The organism is Pseudomonas sp. B21-019, assembly GCF_024749225.1.
Taxonomy (GTDB): domain Bacteria; phylum Pseudomonadota; class Gammaproteobacteria; order Pseudomonadales; family Pseudomonadaceae; genus Aquipseudomonas.
Window position 1 is genome coordinate 4,665,113 of record NZ_CP087193.1, and the last position, 19,047, is coordinate 4,684,159.

The following is a 19,047-nucleotide window of genomic DNA, read 5'->3' on the forward strand; positions in this document are numbered from 1 at the left end:
ATTGAGGCCCGACGCAAGGAAATTTCTGCGCGAACGCCAAGTTAGTCGTCAAGATTATGTGACACTCGTGATCCATTTCAAACACGGAAATATCAATACTTACGCCACAGCAGCAAAACCGTAACGAATACTTTACGAAAAGCTTTGATTTTTCCTACATAGCGCGCGGATCACCTGCTGCAAAGTCGCACACCTTGGCGTATCTCTAATTCCAGAGCAGGACATAAAACAAGAACGTATCCCCTAGCAGGAGAGCAGTATGAAGCACACGCAATACGTGGCTCGCGAGCCCGATGCGCAAGGTTTTATCGACTACCCCGCTGAAGAACACGCGGTGTGGAATACGCTGATCACTCGCCAACTGAAAGTGGTCGAGGGTCGTGCGTGCCAGGAATACCTGGACGGTATTGAAAAACTCGGTCTGCCCCACGACCGCATTCCGCAACTCGGCGAAATCAACAAAGTCCTCGGTGAAACCACCGGCTGGCAAGTTGCCCGGGTGCCCGCGCTGATTCCCTTCCAGACCTTTTTCGAATTGCTGGCGAACAAGCAGTTTCCGGTGGCGACCTTTATTCGTACCCGCGAAGAGCTGGATTACCTGCAAGAGCCGGACATTTTCCACGAGATCTTCGGCCACTGCCCGTTGCTGACCAACCCCTGGTTCGCCGAATTCACCCACACCTACGGCAAACTCGGCCTACAGGCTTCCAAGGAAGAACGCGTGTACCTGGCGCGCCTGTACTGGATGACCATCGAGTTCGGTCTGGTCGACACGCCGCAAGGCCTGCGCATCTATGGCGGCGGCATTCTGTCCTCGCCGAAAGAAACTGTTTACGCCCTGTCGGACGCACCTGAGCATCAGGCCTTCGACCCACTGGAATGCATGCGTACGCCTTATCGCATCGACATTCTGCAGCCGCTGTACTTTGTCCTGCCGAACCTCAAGCGCCTGTTCGATCTGGCCCACGAAGACATCATGGGCATGGTCAAACAAGGCATGCAGCTTGGGTTGCACGCACCGAAATTTCCGCCAAAAGCTGCGTGACCCGCAGCTTTTAGAATCAAGTGAGCCTGTCAGGAACCAGCGCTTTGGTTTAGCGTGGTGTCACTGACGGCCGATTTCCAATAATTCGATTTCAGGAACCCATCATGTCCACATTGAACCAAGCCCATTGCGAAGCCTGCCGCGCCGATGCCCCTCAGGTCAGCGACGAAGAACTGCCGATCCTGATCAAGCAGATCCCTGACTGGAACATCGAAGTGCGCGACAGCGTGATGCAGCTGGAAAAAGTTTTCCTGTTCAAAAACTTCAAACACGCGCTGGCGTTCACCAACGCCGTTGGCGAAATCTCCGAGGCCGAAGGTCACCACCCGGGTCTGCTGACCGAGTGGGGCAAAGTCACCGTGACCTGGTGGAGCCACTCCATCAAGGGCCTGCACCGCAACGACTTCATCATGGCCGCGCGCACTGACGAAGTAGCCAAAGACGCCGAGGGCCGCAAATAATGCATTTCGACGCCATCGGCCGAGTACCCGGCGACCCGATTCTCGGCCTGATGGAGGCCTATGCGCAGGACCCTAACCCGCGCAAGTTCGACCTTGGCGTGGGTGTCTACAAAGACGCCCAGGGCCTGACGCCAATCCCTGAAGCGGTGAAGCTTGCCGAGCAGCGCCTGGTGGATCGCCAGGCCACCAAGACTTACATCGGCGGCCACGGCGATGCGGCGTTCGGCAAAGTCATCAACGAGCTTGTGCTGGGTGCTGATTCGGCGCTGATCGCCGAGCAACGGGCCGGCGTCACGCAAACGCCGGGCGGCACCGGCGCACTGCGCTTGAGCGCCGACTTCATCGCCCAGTGCCTGCCGGGCCGTGGCGTGTGGCTGAGCAGTCCGACCTGGCCGATCCACGAAACGATTTTCGCGACAGCCGGGGTCAAGGTCAGTCACTACCCGTACGTGGGCAGCGATAACCGCCTCGATGTCGAAGCGATGCTGGCGGTGCTCAATCAAGCACCGAAGGGCGATGTGGTGCTGCTGCACGCCTGCTGCCACAACCCGACCGGTTTCGACCTGTCCCATGACGATTGGCGCCGGGTGCTGGACGTGGTGCGCAGTCGCGACTTGCTGCCTCTGATCGACTTCGCCTATCAGGGCTTCGGCGATGGCCTGGAGCAAGATGCCTGGTCGACCCGGCTGTTCGCCGCCGAGTTGCCGGAAGTGCTGATCACCAGTTCCTGCTCGAAGAACTTCGGCCTGTACCGCGACCGCACCGGCGCACTGATTGTCTGCGCACAAACCGCCGACAAGCTGGTGGACATCCGCAGCCAATTGGCCAACATCGCCCGCAACCTATGGTCGACACCGCCGGATCACGGCGCCGCCGTGGTCGCGACCATCCTTGGCGATCCAGAGCTGAAAAGCCGCTGGGCCGACGAAGTGGAAGCCATGCGTTTGCGCATCGCCCAGCTGCGCAGTGGCCTGGTCGAAGCGCTCGAACCCCACGGCTTGCGCGAGCGGTTTGCGCACATTGGTGTGCAACGCGGGATGTTTTCCTACACCGGTTTGTCGCCGGAGCAGGTCAAGCAACTGCGCGAACATCACAGTGTGTACATGGTCAGCTCGGGCCGGGCGAACGTGGCGGGGATCGATGCGACACGCCTGGACCTGCTGGCCGAGGCCATCGCTGACGTCTGCAAGTAACACGATGCAATGGCGAGCTCCCTGTGGCGAGGGAGCTTGCTCCCGCTCGAGCGCGTAGCGGTCGCAAAAACTGCAACCGATTTCTAACGCAAAGAACCCATTGCCTGCATTGGGGCCGCTCAGCGACCCAGCGGGAGCAAGCTCCCTCGCCACAGTGGGTCTTTGCCTCCTGCAGACCTGTCTAGACAATCCCATCCGTCGTAACAAATGGATATAAAGTCTATTTGTCATTTTTCCTGCTGTATCCTGCCCAGGCTTTTTTAAAAGCGCGGATCTACCAGATCTATCAACAGACTTAGCGAGGAGCGCGAAACATGCACGAGATCCCTAATCTCCCCTTCCCAAGCCTGCACGAAACTGAGCAGACAACCACGCAACAAGCCGGCGCCCAACAGCCCGAGCCGAAAGAAGCACCTGAACGCCGCCAGGCCGACAGAGAAGACTGATACACCTGCAATGCCAGACCGTGTGGAAAGCGCTAACATGCGCTTTCCACACTGCCTGAACCGCGAGCCCGCACCATGAGCGATGATTTCACTGAAGCCCAGGCCAGCGTCCTGATCGGCACCGCCGAGAAGATGATCGAGATCTGGAATCGCCTTTCCCCCGAGAAACAAGCCGCCCTGCTGACCCGCTTCGGCAGCGAAGAAAATGCCCTGGCCGCCCTGGTCACGACGCAACTGGTCGCCCCCGCAAAATCCTGATTCATCCCGTTCGGCAATTAGTTTTACTTTTTCACGCCCTGCGACCGTCCACGCCGCTATCATAAGCAGCCTATCTATCCTGCTGCCCCGTGGACCTTTTACCCATGTCTGAAACCCAGCGCCCCCTGGCGGTCACGCTGCAAGTCGTTTCCATCGTCCTGTTCACTTTCATCGGTTACCTCAATATCGGTATTCCCCTGGCCGTATTGCCGGGCTACGTCCACAGCGACCTCGGCTTCGGCGCGGTGATCGCCGGGCTGGTGATCAGCGTGCAATACCTGGCCACCCTTCTCAGCCGCCCTTACGCAGGGCGCATCATCGATAACAAGGGCAGCAAACTGGCGGTGATGTATGGCCTCGCCGGCTGTGGTTTGAGCGGCGTGTTCATGCTGATTTCGGCCTGGACGCAAAGCCTGCCGATGCTGAGTTTGATCAGCCTGTTGATTGGCCGCCTGATCCTCGGCAGCGCGGAAAGCCTGGTCGGCTCCGGGTCGATCGGCTGGGGCATCGGCCGGGTCGGCGCGGCGAACACCGCCAAGGTCATCTCCTGGAACGGCATCGCCAGTTACGGCGCGTTGGCGGTCGGCGCACCACTGGGGGTGCTGCTGGTGAGTCAATTGGGTTTGTGGAGCATGGGCGTGAGCATCGTGCTGCTCGCCGTGCTGGGCGTGGCGCTGGCCTGGCCGAAAACCGCGGCGCCGATTGTCGCCGGTGAGCGTTTGCCGTTCATGCATGTGCTGGGACGGGTGTTCCCTCATGGCTGCGGCCTGGCACTGGGCTCCATCGGCTTTGGCACCATCGCGACCTTCATCACCCTGTATTACGCCACTCAGCATTGGTCCAACGCGGTGCTGTCCCTGAGTTTGTTCGGCGCCAGTTTCATTGGCGCACGGTTGCTGTTCGGCAATCTGATCAACCGCCTCGGCGGCTTTCGCGTGGCGATTGCCTGCCTCTCGGTGGAAACCCTCGGGCTGTTGCTGCTGTGGCTGGCGCCAGATGCTCATTGGGCACTGGCCGGTGCGGCGCTGAGCGGTTTCGGCTTTTCGCTGGTGTTCCCGGCCTTGGGCGTGGAAGCGGTCAATCTGGTGCCGGCCTCCAGCCGTGGCGCAGCCGTTGGGGCCTATTCGCTGTTTATCGATTTGTCACTGGGGATTACCGGACCGCTGGCGGGTGCGATTGCTGCAGGATTTGGTTTTGCCTCGATCTTCCTGTTTGCCGCCCTCGCCGCTTTGAGCGGATTGATGTTGAGCGTTTACTTGTACCGGCAGGCACCCAAGTATCGGGAAGAGCGTGAGGCCCGCTAAAAATCCACCTTGCCCCGCCCGGCCTTGATGCTGCCGCGCTTGGTCTTGGATTCGAGCCGACGCTTTTTCGAGCCCAGAGTCGGCTTGGTCGGGCGGCGTTTCTTTTCCACTTTGGTAGCGCTGAGGATCAACTCGGTCAGACGCTCCAGCGCGTCGGCGCGGTTCTGCTCCTGCGTGCGGTATTGCTGGGCCTTGATGATCAACACCCCTTCGCTGGTGATGCGACTGTCGCGCAACGCCAGCAGCCGTTCCTTGTAAAACTCGGGCAGGGACGAGGCCGGAATGTCGAAGCGCAGGTGCACCGCACTGGAAACCTTGTTGACGTTCTGCCCTCCGGCGCCCTGGGCGCGAATGGCTGTCAACTCGATCTCGGCATCCGGCAGATGCACGTTGTTGGAAATCACCAGCATGGAAAAGCGTCCGTATTCAGAGCGCGCAGGATACCGCGAATAGACAGAAGGAATACGCTCCCACAGGTATTGCATCGCCCACAAAAAACCCGGCGCATTGGCCGGGTTTGGTGTTTCTGCGCGTTGCGTTATTTCACCGCAACCTGCAACGCCTGCTGGGCGCTGCGCTTGTGCTTGATGCCGTAGCAGATCCACATGAACGCGACCCACACCGGAATCGCATACACCGAGACCTGGATGCCCGGAATCAGCAGCATCACGCCGAGAATGAACACTACGAACGCCAGGCAGATGTAGTTGCCGTACGGGTACCACAGGGCCTTGAACAGCGGCGTCTGCTTGGTGTTGTTCATGTGCTGGCGGAACTTGAAGTGCGAGAAGCTGATCATCGCCCAGTTGATCACCAGGGTCGCAACCACCAACGACATCAACAGTTCCAGCGCGTTTTGCGGGATCAGGTAGTTCAGCAACACCGCGATCAACGTCACAGCAGCCGACGCCAGGATCGAACGTACCGGCACGCCACGCTTATCGATCTTCGACAAGGCTTTCGGCGCATCGCCCTGCTCGGCCATGCCCAGCAGCATGCGGCTGTTGCAATAGGTGCCGCTGTTGTACACCGACAGCGCCGCGGTCAGGACCACGAAGTTGAGGATGTGCGCGGCGGTGTTGCTGCCGAGCATCGAGAACACCTGCACGAACGGGCTGCCGCTATAGGCATCGCCAGACGCATTCAGTGTCGTCAGCAGGCTGTCCCAAGGGGTCAGCGACAACAGGACCACCAGCGCACCGATGTAGAAAATCAGGATCCGGTAGATCACCTGGTTGATGGCTTTCGGGATCACGGTTTTTGGCTTGTCGGCTTCAGCAGCAGTGAAACCGAGCATTTCCAGGCCGCCGAAGGAGAACATGATGATCGCCATGGCCATCACCAGGCCGCTGACACCGTTCGGGAAGAAACCGCCGTGGGACCACAGGTTGGTCACCGAGGCTTGCGGGCCGCCGTGGCCGCTGACCAACAGATAGCTACCCAAAGCAATCATGCCAACGATCGCCACGACCTTGATGATCGCGAACCAAAACTCGGCCTCACCGAAGACTTTGACGTTGGCCAGGTTGATCGCGTTGATCAGCACAAAGAACGCAGCAGCGGAGACCCAGGTCGGGATATCCGGCGCCCAGTAGTGGATGTATTTGCCGACCGCGGTCAGCTCCGACATGCCCACCAGGATGTACAGAATCCAGCAGTTCCAGCCCGACAGGAAACCGGCAAAACCACCCCAGTATTTATGCGCGAAGTGGCTGAAGGAGCCGGCCACCGGCTCTTCGACGATCATTTCGCCCAGTTGGCGCATGATCATGAAGGCGATGAAGCCGCAAATGGCGTAGCCGAGAATCATCGACGGGCCGGCGGATTTGAGCACGCCGGCCGAGCCGAGGAACAACCCGGTACCGATCGCGCCACCGAGGGCGATCAGTTGAATATGGCGATTTTTCAGGCCGCGTTTCAGCTCGCCTGAATGCGAGTTTTGTCCACTCATGAAAAGGGTCTCACGCAAGGTTTGATGATGTTCAGTAGACGTTGCTGCTCGGTTGCGATTTCAAGCAGCGCCGATCAAACCCCAGCGCAGGCACCAGGAGTTCAGCGTTTTTACGACAGTCATGCGTCACCTGTTTGTTTTTATCTGTGACGAAATCGAACCCGACACGCTCGTGACGCGGCGGAGTGAACAAAGCGGATAGCCTTGAGGTTTGCGCTGTTGCGCAGAGGGTCACAGTTAAAACGCGGCGCATTGTACACCTGTAACCCCCTGCTGCCAGACACCGCTGGATCAGCGCGTCGGTTGCCGGGATTGCCTGTGTCCGCCTCGAGGGTCTCGGGCGGCTGCAAAAATTGAGTCAGACCTTTGCAGGTCTTCGACGGGGGCAGCGGAAAAATCGCCCCACGGAGAGAGATGGAGATGAGTCACGGCGTTCATTGCGCCTCCTTCTTGTTATGCACCTGCACGACAGGCATGGGGCGCATCTCACCTTTCAATCGAGGCCGAGACAAGCGCGCCAGAGCCCTTGAACAGCACCATCGCGGCGGCGGACGGCAGGTTTTCCTTACAGCCCTTTCCTCAGCGGCATTCCACGGGGTTTGGGGGCGCTTTTCGTAAGGATTTATTTACAGTGCGTAACGCAAGTTTTCCAAATCAGATCCAGAGACCCGCTGACTGTAAATTGACGATAGGAAGCTTCCTAAGGAGTTTTCCAACTTAGTTTTCTGTTTTTTATTAAGAAATTTACTTTCTACAAAATGGAATAATTAGTTCAAATGAAAATTGTTTAATTATTTTTTTGCATTTCAAAAACCTGTGAACTAGGTTTTCAGCGACTTGCCGAGCCGCATCGACCGGCAAGTTGACGCGCTCTTCAATGAATGAAAAACGCGCCGCTGTTCTTACCGAAAAAGTCATTCAGGAGATTCACCATGCAAGCACTGGACAAAGACTTGGACACTGAACTGCAACTGGACGATTGGTTTGAAGCACCGACCCATGAAGCCGCCGTTGAAATGATGCAAGCCGACGCGGTTGTTCCGTTCGGCACGGCGATGTGGCCTCTGTAAGACATCCCGGCGGGTACGATCCGGCCGGTCGTGCCCGCCACTTACCAGGTTTGTCAGGGAGGACTCCATGGATAAGCAGCGCGCCATCTCGCATTTCCTTTACTACCTCGAACATCACCCAGCCGTTGCCGGCATCAACCCGGCGAAGGTCTTGCTCGGCCATACCGCTGATTACGAGGCGCTGACCGGCGCCATCGCCGAACAGGCCGGCAACAGCCCAAGGTTCAGCTTCAGCGCAGTGCGCCTGGACCTCGAACCCACCGAATTACTGGCCCAGGCGATTGCCGACAGCGATCTGTACATTTTCTTCTACGACTCTTCTACCCTGCCCAACCCGCGTCCCGACGGCCCGGACTTTGTCCGCGCGCTGCAAGGCGTGATGGCGGAAAACTGGAAGAAGTCGCTGCTGTTCAAGGATTACGGCGATTATTTCTACGACACGTTCAGTGTCACCCCACAGCGGATTGCCGGGTTGAACAGCCACCTGATCCAGCGCATGTCCCAGGCCACCACTTTAAGTTTCAAAGATGATCATGGCTCGTGGTTCGAAACACCGTTGAGCAGTATCAAGAAGTGGACCGACATCAATGGTGTCGGCAACTTCGACCTGGCGCCCGGCGAGATTGCCACCCATAGCGAGGCGATTAATGGCCGGGTGAAGTTCATGGGGACGTTCCTCAGCACGATTCCGTTTGCCCGCAAGTACGGCGTACTCGAATCACCGCTGGAGTTGTGGATCGAGAACTCGACCATCAGCAAAATCGCCACCGATGTGCCGGGACTGGAACATGACTTCAACAAATACCTGGACGCCAATCCGTCCAACCGGCGCATCGAGGAGTTGGGGATCGGCACCAACGAAGGTGTGAAAGAGTTGTATGCGCGCAATGCCGGGTTCGAAGAGCGACATTGCGGTTTGCACTTGGGGTTGGGCGGAGGCGCCAAGGGCAGCCATCATCTGGACCTGATCTTCTCTGGCGGCGTGCTGGCGCTGGATGATGAGCCGGTGTTTGATGGGCGGTTTGTCTTCTGAGCAACACCGGCCCCTGTGGCGAGGGAGCTTGCTCCCGCTCGGGTGCGCAGCAGCCGCAAAACCTGCCGACGCGGCTTGCCTGACATAACGAGGTGAATGGTTTTGGGGCCGCTTCGCGACCCAGCGGGAGCAAGCTCCCTCGCCACAACTCTACCTACATATTGAGAACCGGTTCTGCCAGGCACAAAAAAACGCCATCCCGAGGGATGGCGTTTTTCATGGGGCGCTTACCGATTACTCAGGCTTGCGACGACCGAAGCCCGGACGCTGGCCGGAGCCGGCGGGTGCGCCGCGGCGCTTGCCCGATGGCGCGTCCTTGTCGACCAGCACGATGCCTGGGCGTTTCTTCGGCGCCGGCTTGGCCGGGCGCTTGGTGTCGGCCGGGCGGTCTGCCACTGGCGTACCACGGCCGGCAGGCGCACCGCGATCGCTACGACCACCGGACGGAGCGCCACGGCCTTCGCCACGCTCAGTACGACCGTTGGCCGGACGTGGCGTGCGTGGACCGCGCTCGCCGTCCTGGCGTGGCGCTGGCTTGCGGGCCGGGCGCTCGCCTTCGATCTGCGGCTCGCGAGATGGACGCGGGCCGGCAGCTGGAGCGCCAGCGGCTGGACGCAAGGTCCGTACGCGTTCGGTCTTGCCCACCGGGCGGGACGATTTGCGCTGCATACGCTCGAGCTTGTCTTTGCTTTTGGCGTTCATTTGCGGCATCGCCACCGGCGTCAGGCCGACTTCAGCACTCAGAATGTCGACTTCCTGCTGGCTCATTTCGCGCCAGCGACCCATCGGCAGGTCGGAGTTGAGGAACACCGGACCGAAACGCACGCGCTTCAGACGGCTGACCACCAGGCCCTGGGACTCCCACAGACGACGAACTTCGCGGTTACGACCTTCCATCACCACGCAGTGGTACCAGTGGTTGAAACCTTCGCCACCTGGTGCCTGCTTGATGTCGGTGAATTTGGCCGGGCCGTCTTCGAGCACCACGCCTGCCTTCAGACGCTCGATCATCTCGTCGTCGACTTCACCACGTACACGGACGGCGTATTCACGGTCCATTTCGTAAGACGGGTGCATCAGGCGGTTGGCCAGCTCACCGTCGGTGGTGAACATCAGCAGACCTGTGGTGTTGATGTCCAGGCGACCAATGTTGATCCAGCGACCTTCTTTCGGGCGCGGCATCTTGTCGAACACGGTCGGACGGCCTTCCGGGTCGTCACGGGTGCAGATTTCACCGTCGGGCTTGTTGTACATGATCACGCGGCGAACCGACTCGGCGGCTTCTTCGCGCTTGATCACCTTGCCGTCGATGGTGATGGCGTCATGCAGGTCGACGCGCAGGCCAAGGGTGGCGTCTTTGCCATTGACCTTGATGCGGCCGTGGCTGATCCAGGCTTCTACGTCACGGCGCGAGCCGACGCCGATACGGGCGAGGACTTTCTGCAGTTTTTCGCCTGCTGGGCCGATTTCCTGGTCGTCTTTCTGGTCGTTGATACTCATCTGGGCACCTCCCGGTGTGATCAAGTTCAGGCCTTGGCCTGAAGATGTGAAATCTGGTCGTTTGACGAAGGGATCGTCAAAGGGTCGCGAATCATACGCTCATGGAAGCGTTCGCGCATCAGAGACTAGCTGATCGACCGTCAGTTATTGGTTTTTCCGCCGGCCGGTGGTGGATGGAGGAACAAGATCAAAAGATCGCAGCCTCGTTTCACTCGACAGCTCCTACAGGATCGATGTTCGCCGAAATATCGCGGGTAAACACCGCCCCCGTAGGAGCTGCCGCAGGCTGCGATCTTTTGACGGCTTCAATCCTCGAACTGGCGGCGTTCGGCCTCGATCGCTTCGGCCAGGGCCCGGGCTTCGGCTTCTTCATCGCTGAGTTCAGGTTCGGGCTTGGGTTGTTCAAGCGCGGCAACCGCGGCCAGCAGTTTCTCGCGAGCCTCGGCAACGCCAAGAATGTCATCCTCAAGCTCTGGTTCCTGCTCTTCTTCGTCAGCAACTGACGCCTCAACCTGAAGCTCTAGCTCGACTTCCGGCTCCGGCTGCTCCGATACCTCTTCAGTCTCGGTCAACTCGCCATCGCGCAGCAAATCGTCGAAATCAGTCTTGAGCCCCTCCTCCATGGTGTCCAGTTCCAGCAACAAAGTGTGGAAGCTGGTTTCTTCCTTGGGCTCTTCCGGCTCGGCGCTGGCATCTGCCAACTCTTGCAACCCGGCCGGCACCGGTGCGTCGTCGAACTCGAGCATCGGCTCGGGCTCCAGCTCCCGAAGCTCGGCCAGCGGCGGCAGGTCGTCGAGGTTCTTCAGGTTGAAGTGATCGAGAAAGGCCTTGGTGGTGGCGAACATTGCCGGTTTGCCGGGCACGTCACGGTAACCGACGATGCGGATCCACTCACGCTCCAGCAGGGTTTTGACGATGTGGCTGTTGACCGCCACACCGCGCACGTCTTCGATCTCGCCCCGGGTGATCGGCTGTCGATAGGCGATCAGGGCCATGGTTTCGAGCATGGCGCGCGAGTAACGCTGCGGCCGTTCTTCCCACAGGCGCCCGACCCACGGCGCGAACTTTTCGCGGATCTGCAGGCGATACCCGGAGGCGACTTCCTTCAGTTCGAAGGCTCGGCCGTCGCAGGATTTGCCCAGAATTGTCAGCGCTTTCTTGAAAACCGCTGGTTCGGGCCGCTCGCCTTCTTCGAAGAGTTCGAACAGGCGCTCAAGCGATTGCGGTTTTCCCGAGGCCAACAGAAAGGCTTCAAGCAGCGGCGCCAGCTCGCGGGGTTCAGTCAGGTTCATGATTCAACTCGTTATTCGGCTCGGGCTCGCACATGTATCGCCGCGAACGGCTCATTCTGCACCAGCTCGACCAAGGATTCCTTGACCAGTTCGAGGATCGCCATAAAGGTCACCACTACCCCCAGACGTCCTTCTTCAGCGGTGAACAGCTCGACAAAGGGCACGAAACCGCCACCCTTGAGCCGCTCCAGTACATCGCTCATGCGTTCGCGGGTGGACAGTGCCTCGCGGCTGACCTGGTGGCTTTCGAACATGTCGCCCCGGCGCAAGACCTCGGCCATGGACATCAGCAACTCTTCCAGACTCACGTCCGGCAGCAGCTTGCGCGCCCGGGCTTCCGGCGCGTCGAGCTTGGGCACCACGACATCGCGGCCGACGCGGCTCAGGCCATCGATACCTTCGGCGGCGGCCTTGAAGCGTTCGTACTCCTGCAAGCGGCGGATCAGTTCGGCGCGAGGGTCGTCTTCCTCGTCTTCGATCGTTTCGGCTCGCGGCAGCAGCATCCGCGACTTGATCTCGGCAAGCATCGCGGCCATTACCAGGTACTCGGCGGCCAGTTCCAGGCGCACCGACTGCATCAGCTCGACATAGCCCATGTACTGGCGAGTGATTTCCGCCACCGGGATGTCGAGAATATTGATGTTCTGTTTGCGGATCAGGTACAGGAGCAGGTCGAGCGGGCCTTCGAAGGCTTCCAGAAAGACCTCGAGCGCATCCGGCGGGATGTACAGGTCCAGCGGCATTTCCATGACCGCCTGGCCATAGACCATGGCGAAAGGCAGTTCTTGCTGGGCGCCGGCCTGGCTGTCGACGGGTTCTGGTTCTACTGCAGACATCTACGCCTCGGCCATGAATGGCGTTGGGTCGCCGCAACCGACACGGATGACTTCCGGCTCGCCGTCGGCGAGGTTGATCACGGTGGACGCCTTGATCCCGCCGAAACCGCCGTCGATGATCAGGTCCACCTGATGCTCCAGCAACTGGCGCATTTCGTAGGGATCGGTCAACGGGTCGGTATCGCCGGGCATGATCAGGGTCACGCTCATCAGCGGTTCGCCGAGTTCTTCCAGCAGCGCCAACGCAATCGGATGGCTCGGCACGCGCAGGCCGATGGTGCGTTTTTTCGGGTGCAGCAACAGCCGCGGAACTTCGCGGGTGGCGTTGAGAATGAAGGTGTAAGGCCCTGGCAAATGGGCCTTGAGCAAACGGAAAGTACCGGTGTCGATCTTGGCGAACAGCCCCAGCTGCGACAGGTCGCTGCAGATCAGCGCGAAGTTGTGCTTCTCATCCAGCTGACGCAAACGACGCACACGCTCCACGGCGGTCTTGTCACCGATCTGGCAACCAATGGCGTAGGAAGAGTCTGTGGGATAAATCACCACCCCGCCGTTGCGGATGATCTCGACAGCCTGTTTGATCAGGCGCGCTTGCGGGTTTTCCGGATGAATCTGGAAAAATTGACTCACATTCTCTACCTGTTCAGACGGCGGCAATAATTGGGTCATGTTTGAATCGACACCACAGTGGTGGCAGATCCTCCGGGAGCGGGCGGTATTCACCGATCTCGGACCAGCCTCCAGGGCCATGAAAATCACTGCCGGCACTGACCAGCAGACCAAACTCGCGGGCAAGAATCGCCAGGCTGCCCACTTGCTCGGCGGGCTGATGGCCATTGACCACTTCAATCGCGTGGCCCCCGGCTTGAATATAGTCAGAAATCAGGCGGCGACGCTTGCTGCGAGTGAAATCGTAGTGCCAGGGGTGCGCCAGGCTGACCCAGGCACCCGCGGCGCGCAGGGTCTCGACGGTGTCTTCGAGGGTCGGCCAGTGCAGCTTGACGTCTCCCAGCTTGCCGGCGCCCAGCCATTTGCGGAACGCTTCGGCGCGATCCTTGACGAAACCTTCGCGCACCATCCAGTCGGCGAAGTGCGGACGGGCCGGCGCGTTGCCGCTGTCGCCCAGCTCCTGCTGAATCGCCCGGGCGCCGTCAAGCGCCCCCGGCATACCTTTCAGCGCCAACTTGCGGCTTATTTCTTCGGACCGAAGCCAACGGCCATCGTGCAGTTTGGCGATGGCCTCGACCAACGGCGCGGCATTGACGTCGAAACCATAGCCCAGCACATGAATGGTCGCCCCGCCCCAGGTGCAGGACAATTCGACGCCGTTGACCAGTTGCATCCCCAGCGCCGTCGCGGCGCTACGGGCCTCGTCGAGGCCTTCAAGGGTGTCGTGATCAGTCAAGGCCAGGACTCGCACGCCTTTCTCGAACGCACGCGCAACCAGTGCCGCAGGCGCCAGGGCGCCATCGGAGGCCGTGCTATGGCAGTGCAAATCAACATTCACAGGACTATGTAACCTCAAATCAGCGGACGCTATCGCGCGTCAATATGTTTGTTATTATGCCGCCACATCCTGCTTCTGGCTGCCACTGTGAAACAATTCATCGACTTCATCCCGCTTCTGCTGTTTTTCATCGTCTTCAAAATCGACCCGCGGGTCGTCGACATTGGCGGTCATCAACTGTCTGTCGGTGGTATTTACAGCGCCACCGCGATGCTGATCATCAGCTCCCTGGTGGTCTACGGCACGCTGTACATCAAGCAGCGCAAGCTGGAGAAGAGCCAGTGGCTGACCCTAATTGCCTGCCTGGTCTTCGGCAGCCTGACCCTGGCGTTCCACAGCGAAACCTTCCTGAAATGGAAAGCCCCGGTGGTCAACTGGCTGTTCGCCCTCGCGTTCATCGGCAGCCACTTTGTCGGTGACCAACTGCTGATCAAACGCATCATGGGCCACGCGCTGACCCTGCCGGAGCCGGTCTGGACCCGGCTGAACATCGCCTGGATCGTTTTTTTCCTGTTTTGCGGTGCCGCCAACCTGTTCGTCGCGTTCACCTTCCAGAGCTACTGGGTAGACTTCAAGGTCTTCGGCAGCCTGGGCATGACTTTGCTGTTCCTGGTCGGCCAGGGCATCTATCTGTCCCGCCACCTGCACGACGCCGACACCAAAACGCCAAAAACCGAGGACTGACATGCTTTACGCAATCATTGCCACAGACGTCGCCAACTCCCTGGAAGCCCGACTGGCCGCACGGCCTGCGCACCTTGAGCGTCTGCAAGTGCTCAAGGGCGAAGGTCGTATCGTATTGGCCGGTCCACACCCGGCGGTCGACAGCAATGATCCGGGCGCAGCCGGTTTCACTGGCAGCCTGATCGTCGCCGAATTCGAGTCCCTGAGCGCCGCCAAGGCCTGGGCCGACGCCGATCCGTACGTTGCCGCAGGCGTCTACGCCAATGTTCTGGTCAAGCCGTTCAAGCAAGTCCTGCCGTAAAGTTCTCGCGTGCGGTGAATCTCATTGATTCATCGCACGTTCAATCGCTCATTATTCTCGTTTACCGGCCGACAACCTGCCCAATACTCGTATTGGAATCAGGAGTTGCGATGCGCAAAGGTCCGTTGTGTCTGATGTTGGTGACGTTGTCGATCATGGCACCCGCCCATGGTGAAGAAAGCGCCAATGGCGGTAATTCGACGCCGCTGTCCTTGAGCGCCGGTAGCCAGATCACCGAGTTGCAGCAGCGCTTGAAAGAAAGCGAGCAGCAACGAGAAACACTGAGCAAACAATTGCAAACCACCGATGGCGAACGCGAAAGCGCCCAGCTGAGCCGGTTGCGCCAGGAGAATCAGCGCCTGAAGCTGCAACTCAAGGAAGCCCTGGCCAGCCCGCTACCGCGCCTGCTGACCGACCAGCAGCAGTGGTTCGTTATTGGGGCGGCAGTAGCGCTATTGGCCCTGCTCTGCGGTATCTTCGCCAGTGGTGCCACCAGAAAACGTAGGCAATGGCTAAATTGAGTGAGTCATGAGCGAGCTGTTACTAATTGATGATGACCAGGAGCTGTGTGAGCTCCTGAGCAGTTGGCTGAGCCAGGAAGGCTTTCAGGTTCGCGCCTGCCACGATGGCCAGAGCGCCCGTCGCGCGTTGGCCGAAACGTCTCCGGCGGCCGTGGTGCTGGACGTGATGCTGCCGGACGGCAGCGGCCTGGAACTGCTAAAGCAACTGCGTAGCGACCATCCGGATTTGCCGGTGCTGATGCTGTCAGCCCGTGGCGAACCGCTGGACCGCATCCTCGGCCTGGAACTGGGCGCCGACGATTATCTGGCCAAGCCGTGCGACCCACGGGAACTGACCGCCCGCCTGCGCGCGGTGTTGCGCCGCAGTCATCCGACGGCGGTCTCCAGCCAGCTCGAGCTGGGCGACCTGTGCTTCAGCCCGGTGCGCGGGGTGGTCAGCATCGATGAACAGGAATTCACCCTCACCGTTTCCGAAAGCCGCCTGCTCGAAGCCCTGCTCAAGCAACCCGGCGAACCGCTGGATAAGCAGGAACTGGCGCAAATCGCCCTCGGTCGCAAACTGACCCTGTATGACCGCAGCCTGGACATGCACGTCAGCAACCTGCGCAAAAAAATCGGCCCACACCCCGACGGCCGCCCACGCATCGTGGCCCTGCGCAGTCGCGGTTACTACTACAGCCTCTGAATCCAACGCGATCCCCCTGTAGGAGCTGCCGAAGGCTGCGATCTTTTGATCTTCAGCGTCATCACTTACGCCGAAAATCAAAAGATCGCAGCCTTCGGCAGCTCCTACGTGGACCGTGTCGGAATTGTCAGGAAGGCAGAAAACCGTCTTTACCCAAGCTTTACGCTCCGCTGACCGCCGTTGACCTTGATCTGCGTAATCTGCACACATCCGGAACGTACCGGGAACGAGACAAGGAGATACACCATGCGCAAGACTCTTATCGCTCTGATGTTTGCTGCCGCCCTGCCGACCGTTGCCATGGCCATGCCTGAAGGCACAGGCCCTATGGGTGATCACATGGACGGCTCACGCCACGGCGGTCAGATGCACGGCATGCACGGTAAAGGCCCTTACAGCCAACTGGACCTGAGCCGCGAACAGCGCGAGCAGATCCGCAAAATCATGGGCGAGCAGATGCACGAGCGTCAGCAACTGGTCGACAAGTACCTGGAAAAACTCTCGCCAGCCGACCAGAAAGCCCTGAAAGACGAGATGGAGGCCAAGCACAAGAAAGCCGAAGCCGACGTTCGCGCCCTGCTGAAACCGGATCAACAGAAGCAATTCGACGAGATCCAGAAGAAACAAGCTGAGCGTCGCGCCGAATGGGCCGAGTTCCAGGCCTGGAAAGCGCAGCAAGCGCAAAAAGCGCAATAATGCGTTAACCCCGGACCCAACGGTTAATCACCGTTGGGTCTGATGTCACTCAGTTCATTGTGTGGCGAGGGGGCTTGTCGGAACGCCGCATCGCCCCGTTCGGCTGCGAAGCAGTCATAAACCCGTTGCATGCGGTTTAGCGTTGAGATGCCGGGGCCGCTTCGCGACCCAACGGGGGCAAGCCCCCTCGCCACACATTGATTTGGGCTTGTTCGAGGATTTTCTGTGCGCTCATTGTTCTGGCGTATCCTGGCCAGCTTCTGGCTGGCCATCGCTCTGGTTGCAGGGCTTTCCATTTTGCTGGGGCACATGCTCAACCAGGACGCGTGGATTCTCAGTCGCCACCCGGGCCTCAATACCCTGGCCGAACAGTGGACGCAAACCTACGAAAGCCAGGGCGAAGAAGCCGCCCAGGACATCCTGGAGCAGCGCAAGCGCCAATATCACATCGACGTTCAGGTGCTCAACGAGGCAGGAGACCCGGTGGTACGCGGCACCTTCCCTCGGCGTGCAGCCGCCTTCGAAGCACGGCAGCAAAACGATGATCGGCGCCTGCCGTGGCGACGCCTGACCGATGAATACACCAGCGCCAAGACGGGCGACACCTACCTGCTGATCTATCGCATTCCCCACCCGGAACTGGACGCCTGGCACCGTGAGAGCCTGCTCTGGCCGTTGAGTGCGCTGGGTATTGCCCTGGTGGTACTGACCCTGTTCAGCCTGCTGGTGACCTTTTCCATCACCCGACCGCTGAGCCGTTTACGTGGCGCAGTGCATGAGTTGGGGCAGACGACGTATCAGCAAAACAGCCTGGCGCAACTGGCTAACCGCCGCGATGAATTCGGTGTGCTGGCCAACGACTTCAACCGCATGGGCGCGCGCCTGCAAAGCCTGATCGGCAGTCAGCGGCAATTGCTGCGCGATGTGTCCCACGAGTTGCGTTCGCCCTTGGCCCGACTGCGCATTGCGCTGGCACTGGCCGAGCGGGCCAATCCCCAGGAGCGGGAAAAACTCTGGCCGCGCCTGACCCGTGAATGTGATCGACTGGAAGCACTGATCAGCGAAATCCTGGTGTTGGCGCGGGTCGATGCCGACAACGCCAGTGCCGAAGAAGTGGATCTCAATGCACTGCTCAATACCCTGCAAAAGGATGCTCAGCTAAGTTCGCCGGAGCAGAACGTGCGCCTTGAGGCCGAGCCGCAACTGAACCTCAGAGGTTGGCCGACCATGATCGAGCGCGCCGTGGACAACCTGCTGCGCAATGCCCAGCGCTTTAACCCGGTCGGGCAACCGATCGAAATGCAGGCGTCGCGTCAGGGCGACAGGATTGTGGTCAGCGTGCGCGATCACGGCCCCGGAGTAGAAAACGAGCATTTGAATCAGCTGGGTGAGCCGTTCTATCGGGCACCGGGGCAGACAACGGCCGGGCATGGCCTGGGGCTGGCCATCGCACGCCGTGCGGCGGAACGCCATGGCGGCAGCCTGGTGCTGGCCAATCACCCTGGGGGCGGGTTTATTGCCAGCCTGGAATTGCCGTTGGTGCCGGGGGCGGTGGTGCAGCCGTAAATCGGGGGTGATGCAAAAAGATCGCAGCCTCGTTTCACTCGACAGCTCCTACAAGTGCAACGAGGCTGCGATCTTTTGATCTTCAGGCCTTACCAGGCCAGGCGCTGACAAACTCGGCCAGATCAACCTTCTCCGCCACACGCGGTTCTTTCTGCGGTGTACCGAGATAAAGGAACGCAATCACCTCTTCCCCTTCAGCCAGGCCCAACCCTTTGGCTACATGCGGCGAATAGGCCAGCTCACCAGTGCGCCACACGGCGCCAATGCCTTGCGCGTAAGCGGCCAGCAAAATCCCGTGAGCCGCGCAGCCTGCCGCCAACAATTGTTCGGATTTCGGGTATTTGACGTGATCCTGCAAACGCGCGATCACCACAACCACCAGCGGTGCACGCAGCGGGCCGTTACGGGCCTTGTCCAGCGCGGCTTCTGACACCTCGCTGTCTTGCAGTTTCGCCGCTTCGGCCAGCAACTCGCCCATTTGCTCGCGCGCTTCGCCTTCGACTGTCAGGAAGCGCCAAGGCTGCAAATGGCCGTGGTCTGGCGCACGCATCGCGGCGGCAAACAGCACTTCGCGTTGCTCGGCAGTGGGCGCCGGATCAAGCAGTCGTGGAACGGAAACACGGTTGAGCAAAGCGTCGAGAGCCTGCATCGGCCACCTCCTGAAAAAAATGTCTGCCTATTCTAGCGGTATCCGGCAC

Annotated in this window: 22 protein-coding genes; 14 read left to right on the forward strand and 8 right to left on the reverse strand. The window is 59.8% G+C overall.

Going from position 1 to position 19,047, the window contains the following annotated elements:
• The first annotated feature begins 259 nt into the window (after positions 1-259).
• From phhA to LOY36_RS20745, 6 genes are all read left to right on the forward strand, one after another.
• A complete protein-coding gene (phhA, locus tag LOY36_RS20720) occupies positions 260-1,045 on the forward strand; it encodes a phenylalanine 4-monooxygenase (RefSeq protein ID WP_258670597.1) in 786 nt (261 codons plus the stop codon).
• A gap of 104 nt (positions 1,046-1,149) precedes the next feature.
• Positions 1,150-1,506 (forward strand): 4a-hydroxytetrahydrobiopterin dehydratase, encoded by a 357-nt coding sequence (locus LOY36_RS20725; protein WP_007938547.1) that lies wholly within the window; start codon positions 1,150-1,152, stop codon positions 1,504-1,506.
• Positions 1,506-2,699, forward strand: a complete 1,194-nt coding sequence (locus LOY36_RS20730; protein ID WP_408981095.1) for an amino acid aminotransferase — start codon at positions 1,506-1,508, stop codon at positions 2,697-2,699. The genes LOY36_RS20725 and LOY36_RS20730 overlap by 1 nt, the downstream gene beginning before the upstream one ends.
• A gap of 314 nt (positions 2,700-3,013) precedes the next feature.
• Entirely contained in the window at positions 3,014-3,145 is a 132-nt protein-coding gene (locus LOY36_RS20735; RefSeq protein WP_007938543.1) for a hypothetical protein, read from the forward strand.
• Positions 3,146-3,220: 75 nt separating this feature from the next.
• On the forward strand, positions 3,221-3,403 hold the full coding sequence (locus tag LOY36_RS20740) for a hypothetical protein (RefSeq protein ID WP_258670602.1): 183 nt from the start codon (positions 3,221-3,223) through the stop codon (positions 3,401-3,403).
• A 104-nt stretch (positions 3,404-3,507) separates the two neighbouring features.
• Positions 3,508-4,707 carry an MFS transporter gene (locus LOY36_RS20745; protein WP_204125154.1) on the forward strand — a complete coding sequence of 400 codons (1,200 nt, stop codon included), beginning with the start codon at positions 3,508-3,510 and terminating at the stop codon, positions 4,705-4,707.
• Here LOY36_RS20745 and arfB read toward each other — a convergent pair.
• Both arfB and LOY36_RS20755 read right to left on the reverse strand, forming a co-directional pair.
• Positions 4,704-5,117, reverse strand: coding sequence for an alternative ribosome rescue aminoacyl-tRNA hydrolase ArfB (gene arfB / locus LOY36_RS20750; RefSeq protein ID WP_007938537.1), 414 nt, complete (start codon positions 5,115-5,117; stop codon positions 4,704-4,706). The two genes, LOY36_RS20745 and arfB, sit on opposite strands and share 4 nt — an antisense overlap.
• A gap of 128 nt (positions 5,118-5,245) precedes the next feature.
• The gene (locus LOY36_RS20755; RefSeq protein WP_258670606.1) at positions 5,246-6,658 is read right to left on the reverse strand and encodes an amino acid permease; all 1,413 of its coding nucleotides are present in this window, start codon (positions 6,656-6,658) and stop codon (positions 5,246-5,248) included.
• A 932-nt stretch (positions 6,659-7,590) separates the two neighbouring features.
• Between LOY36_RS20755 and LOY36_RS20760 the strand changes: the two genes are divergently transcribed.
• Positions 7,591-7,728 (forward strand): hypothetical protein, encoded by a 138-nt coding sequence (locus LOY36_RS20760; protein ID WP_007938535.1) that lies wholly within the window; start codon positions 7,591-7,593, stop codon positions 7,726-7,728.
• 67 nt (positions 7,729-7,795) lie between these two features.
• Positions 7,796-8,761, forward strand: coding sequence for a leucyl aminopeptidase (locus LOY36_RS20765; RefSeq protein ID WP_258670609.1), 966 nt, complete (start codon positions 7,796-7,798; stop codon positions 8,759-8,761).
• Positions 8,762-8,995: 234 nt separating this feature from the next.
• Here the strand turns inward: LOY36_RS20765 and rluB are convergent, their stop codons facing one another.
• The 5 genes from rluB to LOY36_RS20790 form a co-directional block, all read right to left on the reverse strand.
• Positions 8,996-10,261, reverse strand: coding sequence for a 23S rRNA pseudouridine(2605) synthase RluB (gene rluB, locus LOY36_RS20770; protein ID WP_018929938.1), 1,266 nt, complete (start codon positions 10,259-10,261; stop codon positions 8,996-8,998).
• A gap of 305 nt (positions 10,262-10,566) precedes the next feature.
• A complete protein-coding gene (scpB, locus tag LOY36_RS20775; protein ID WP_258670611.1) occupies positions 10,567-11,553 on the reverse strand; it encodes an SMC-Scp complex subunit ScpB in 987 nt (328 codons plus the stop codon).
• A gap of 11 nt (positions 11,554-11,564) precedes the next feature.
• A complete protein-coding gene (locus LOY36_RS20780; protein ID WP_253548957.1) occupies positions 11,565-12,323 on the reverse strand; it encodes a ScpA family protein in 759 nt (252 codons plus the stop codon).
• A 66-nt stretch (positions 12,324-12,389) separates the two neighbouring features.
• Positions 12,390-13,019 (reverse strand): L-threonylcarbamoyladenylate synthase, encoded by a 630-nt coding sequence (locus LOY36_RS20785; protein ID WP_007938530.1) that lies wholly within the window; start codon positions 13,017-13,019, stop codon positions 12,390-12,392.
• Between the two features lie 13 nt (positions 13,020-13,032).
• Complete coding sequence (locus LOY36_RS20790; RefSeq protein WP_018929935.1) at positions 13,033-13,896, reverse strand: PHP domain-containing protein; 864 nt, start codon at positions 13,894-13,896, stop codon at positions 13,033-13,035.
• An 87-nt stretch (positions 13,897-13,983) separates the two neighbouring features.
• On the opposite strand from LOY36_RS20790, the gene LOY36_RS20795 reads away from it, so the two are divergent.
• The 6 genes from LOY36_RS20795 (at position 13,984) to LOY36_RS20820 (ending at position 18,349) form a co-directional block, all read left to right on the forward strand.
• Positions 13,984-14,580 carry a septation protein A gene (locus tag LOY36_RS20795; protein WP_258670613.1) on the forward strand — a complete coding sequence of 199 codons (597 nt, stop codon included), beginning with the start codon at positions 13,984-13,986 and terminating at the stop codon, positions 14,578-14,580.
• A gap of 1 nt (position 14,581) precedes the next feature.
• Positions 14,582-14,881, forward strand: a complete 300-nt coding sequence (locus LOY36_RS20800) for a YciI family protein (protein WP_019579534.1) — start codon at positions 14,582-14,584, stop codon at positions 14,879-14,881.
• A 110-nt stretch (positions 14,882-14,991) separates the two neighbouring features.
• Positions 14,992-15,402 (forward strand): hypothetical protein, encoded by a 411-nt coding sequence (locus LOY36_RS20805; RefSeq protein ID WP_018929933.1) that lies wholly within the window; start codon positions 14,992-14,994, stop codon positions 15,400-15,402.
• 7 nt (positions 15,403-15,409) lie between these two features.
• Positions 15,410-16,087 (forward strand): response regulator transcription factor, encoded by a 678-nt coding sequence (locus LOY36_RS20810; protein ID WP_008010984.1) that lies wholly within the window; start codon positions 15,410-15,412, stop codon positions 16,085-16,087.
• A gap of 246 nt (positions 16,088-16,333) precedes the next feature.
• Positions 16,334-16,783, forward strand: a complete 450-nt coding sequence (locus LOY36_RS20815) for an LTXXQ domain-containing protein (protein WP_019648068.1) — start codon at positions 16,334-16,336, stop codon at positions 16,781-16,783.
• Between the two features lie 225 nt (positions 16,784-17,008).
• Positions 17,009-18,349, forward strand: a complete 1,341-nt coding sequence (locus tag LOY36_RS20820; RefSeq protein ID WP_258670618.1) for a cell wall metabolism sensor histidine kinase WalK — start codon at positions 17,009-17,011, stop codon at positions 18,347-18,349.
• Positions 18,350-18,431: 82 nt separating this feature from the next.
• Here the strand turns inward: LOY36_RS20820 and LOY36_RS20825 are convergent, their stop codons facing one another.
• Positions 18,432-18,998 carry an NAD(P)H nitroreductase gene (locus LOY36_RS20825; RefSeq protein ID WP_258670621.1) on the reverse strand — a complete coding sequence of 189 codons (567 nt, stop codon included), beginning with the start codon at positions 18,996-18,998 and terminating at the stop codon, positions 18,432-18,434.
• Positions 18,999-19,047 lie beyond the last annotated feature (49 nt).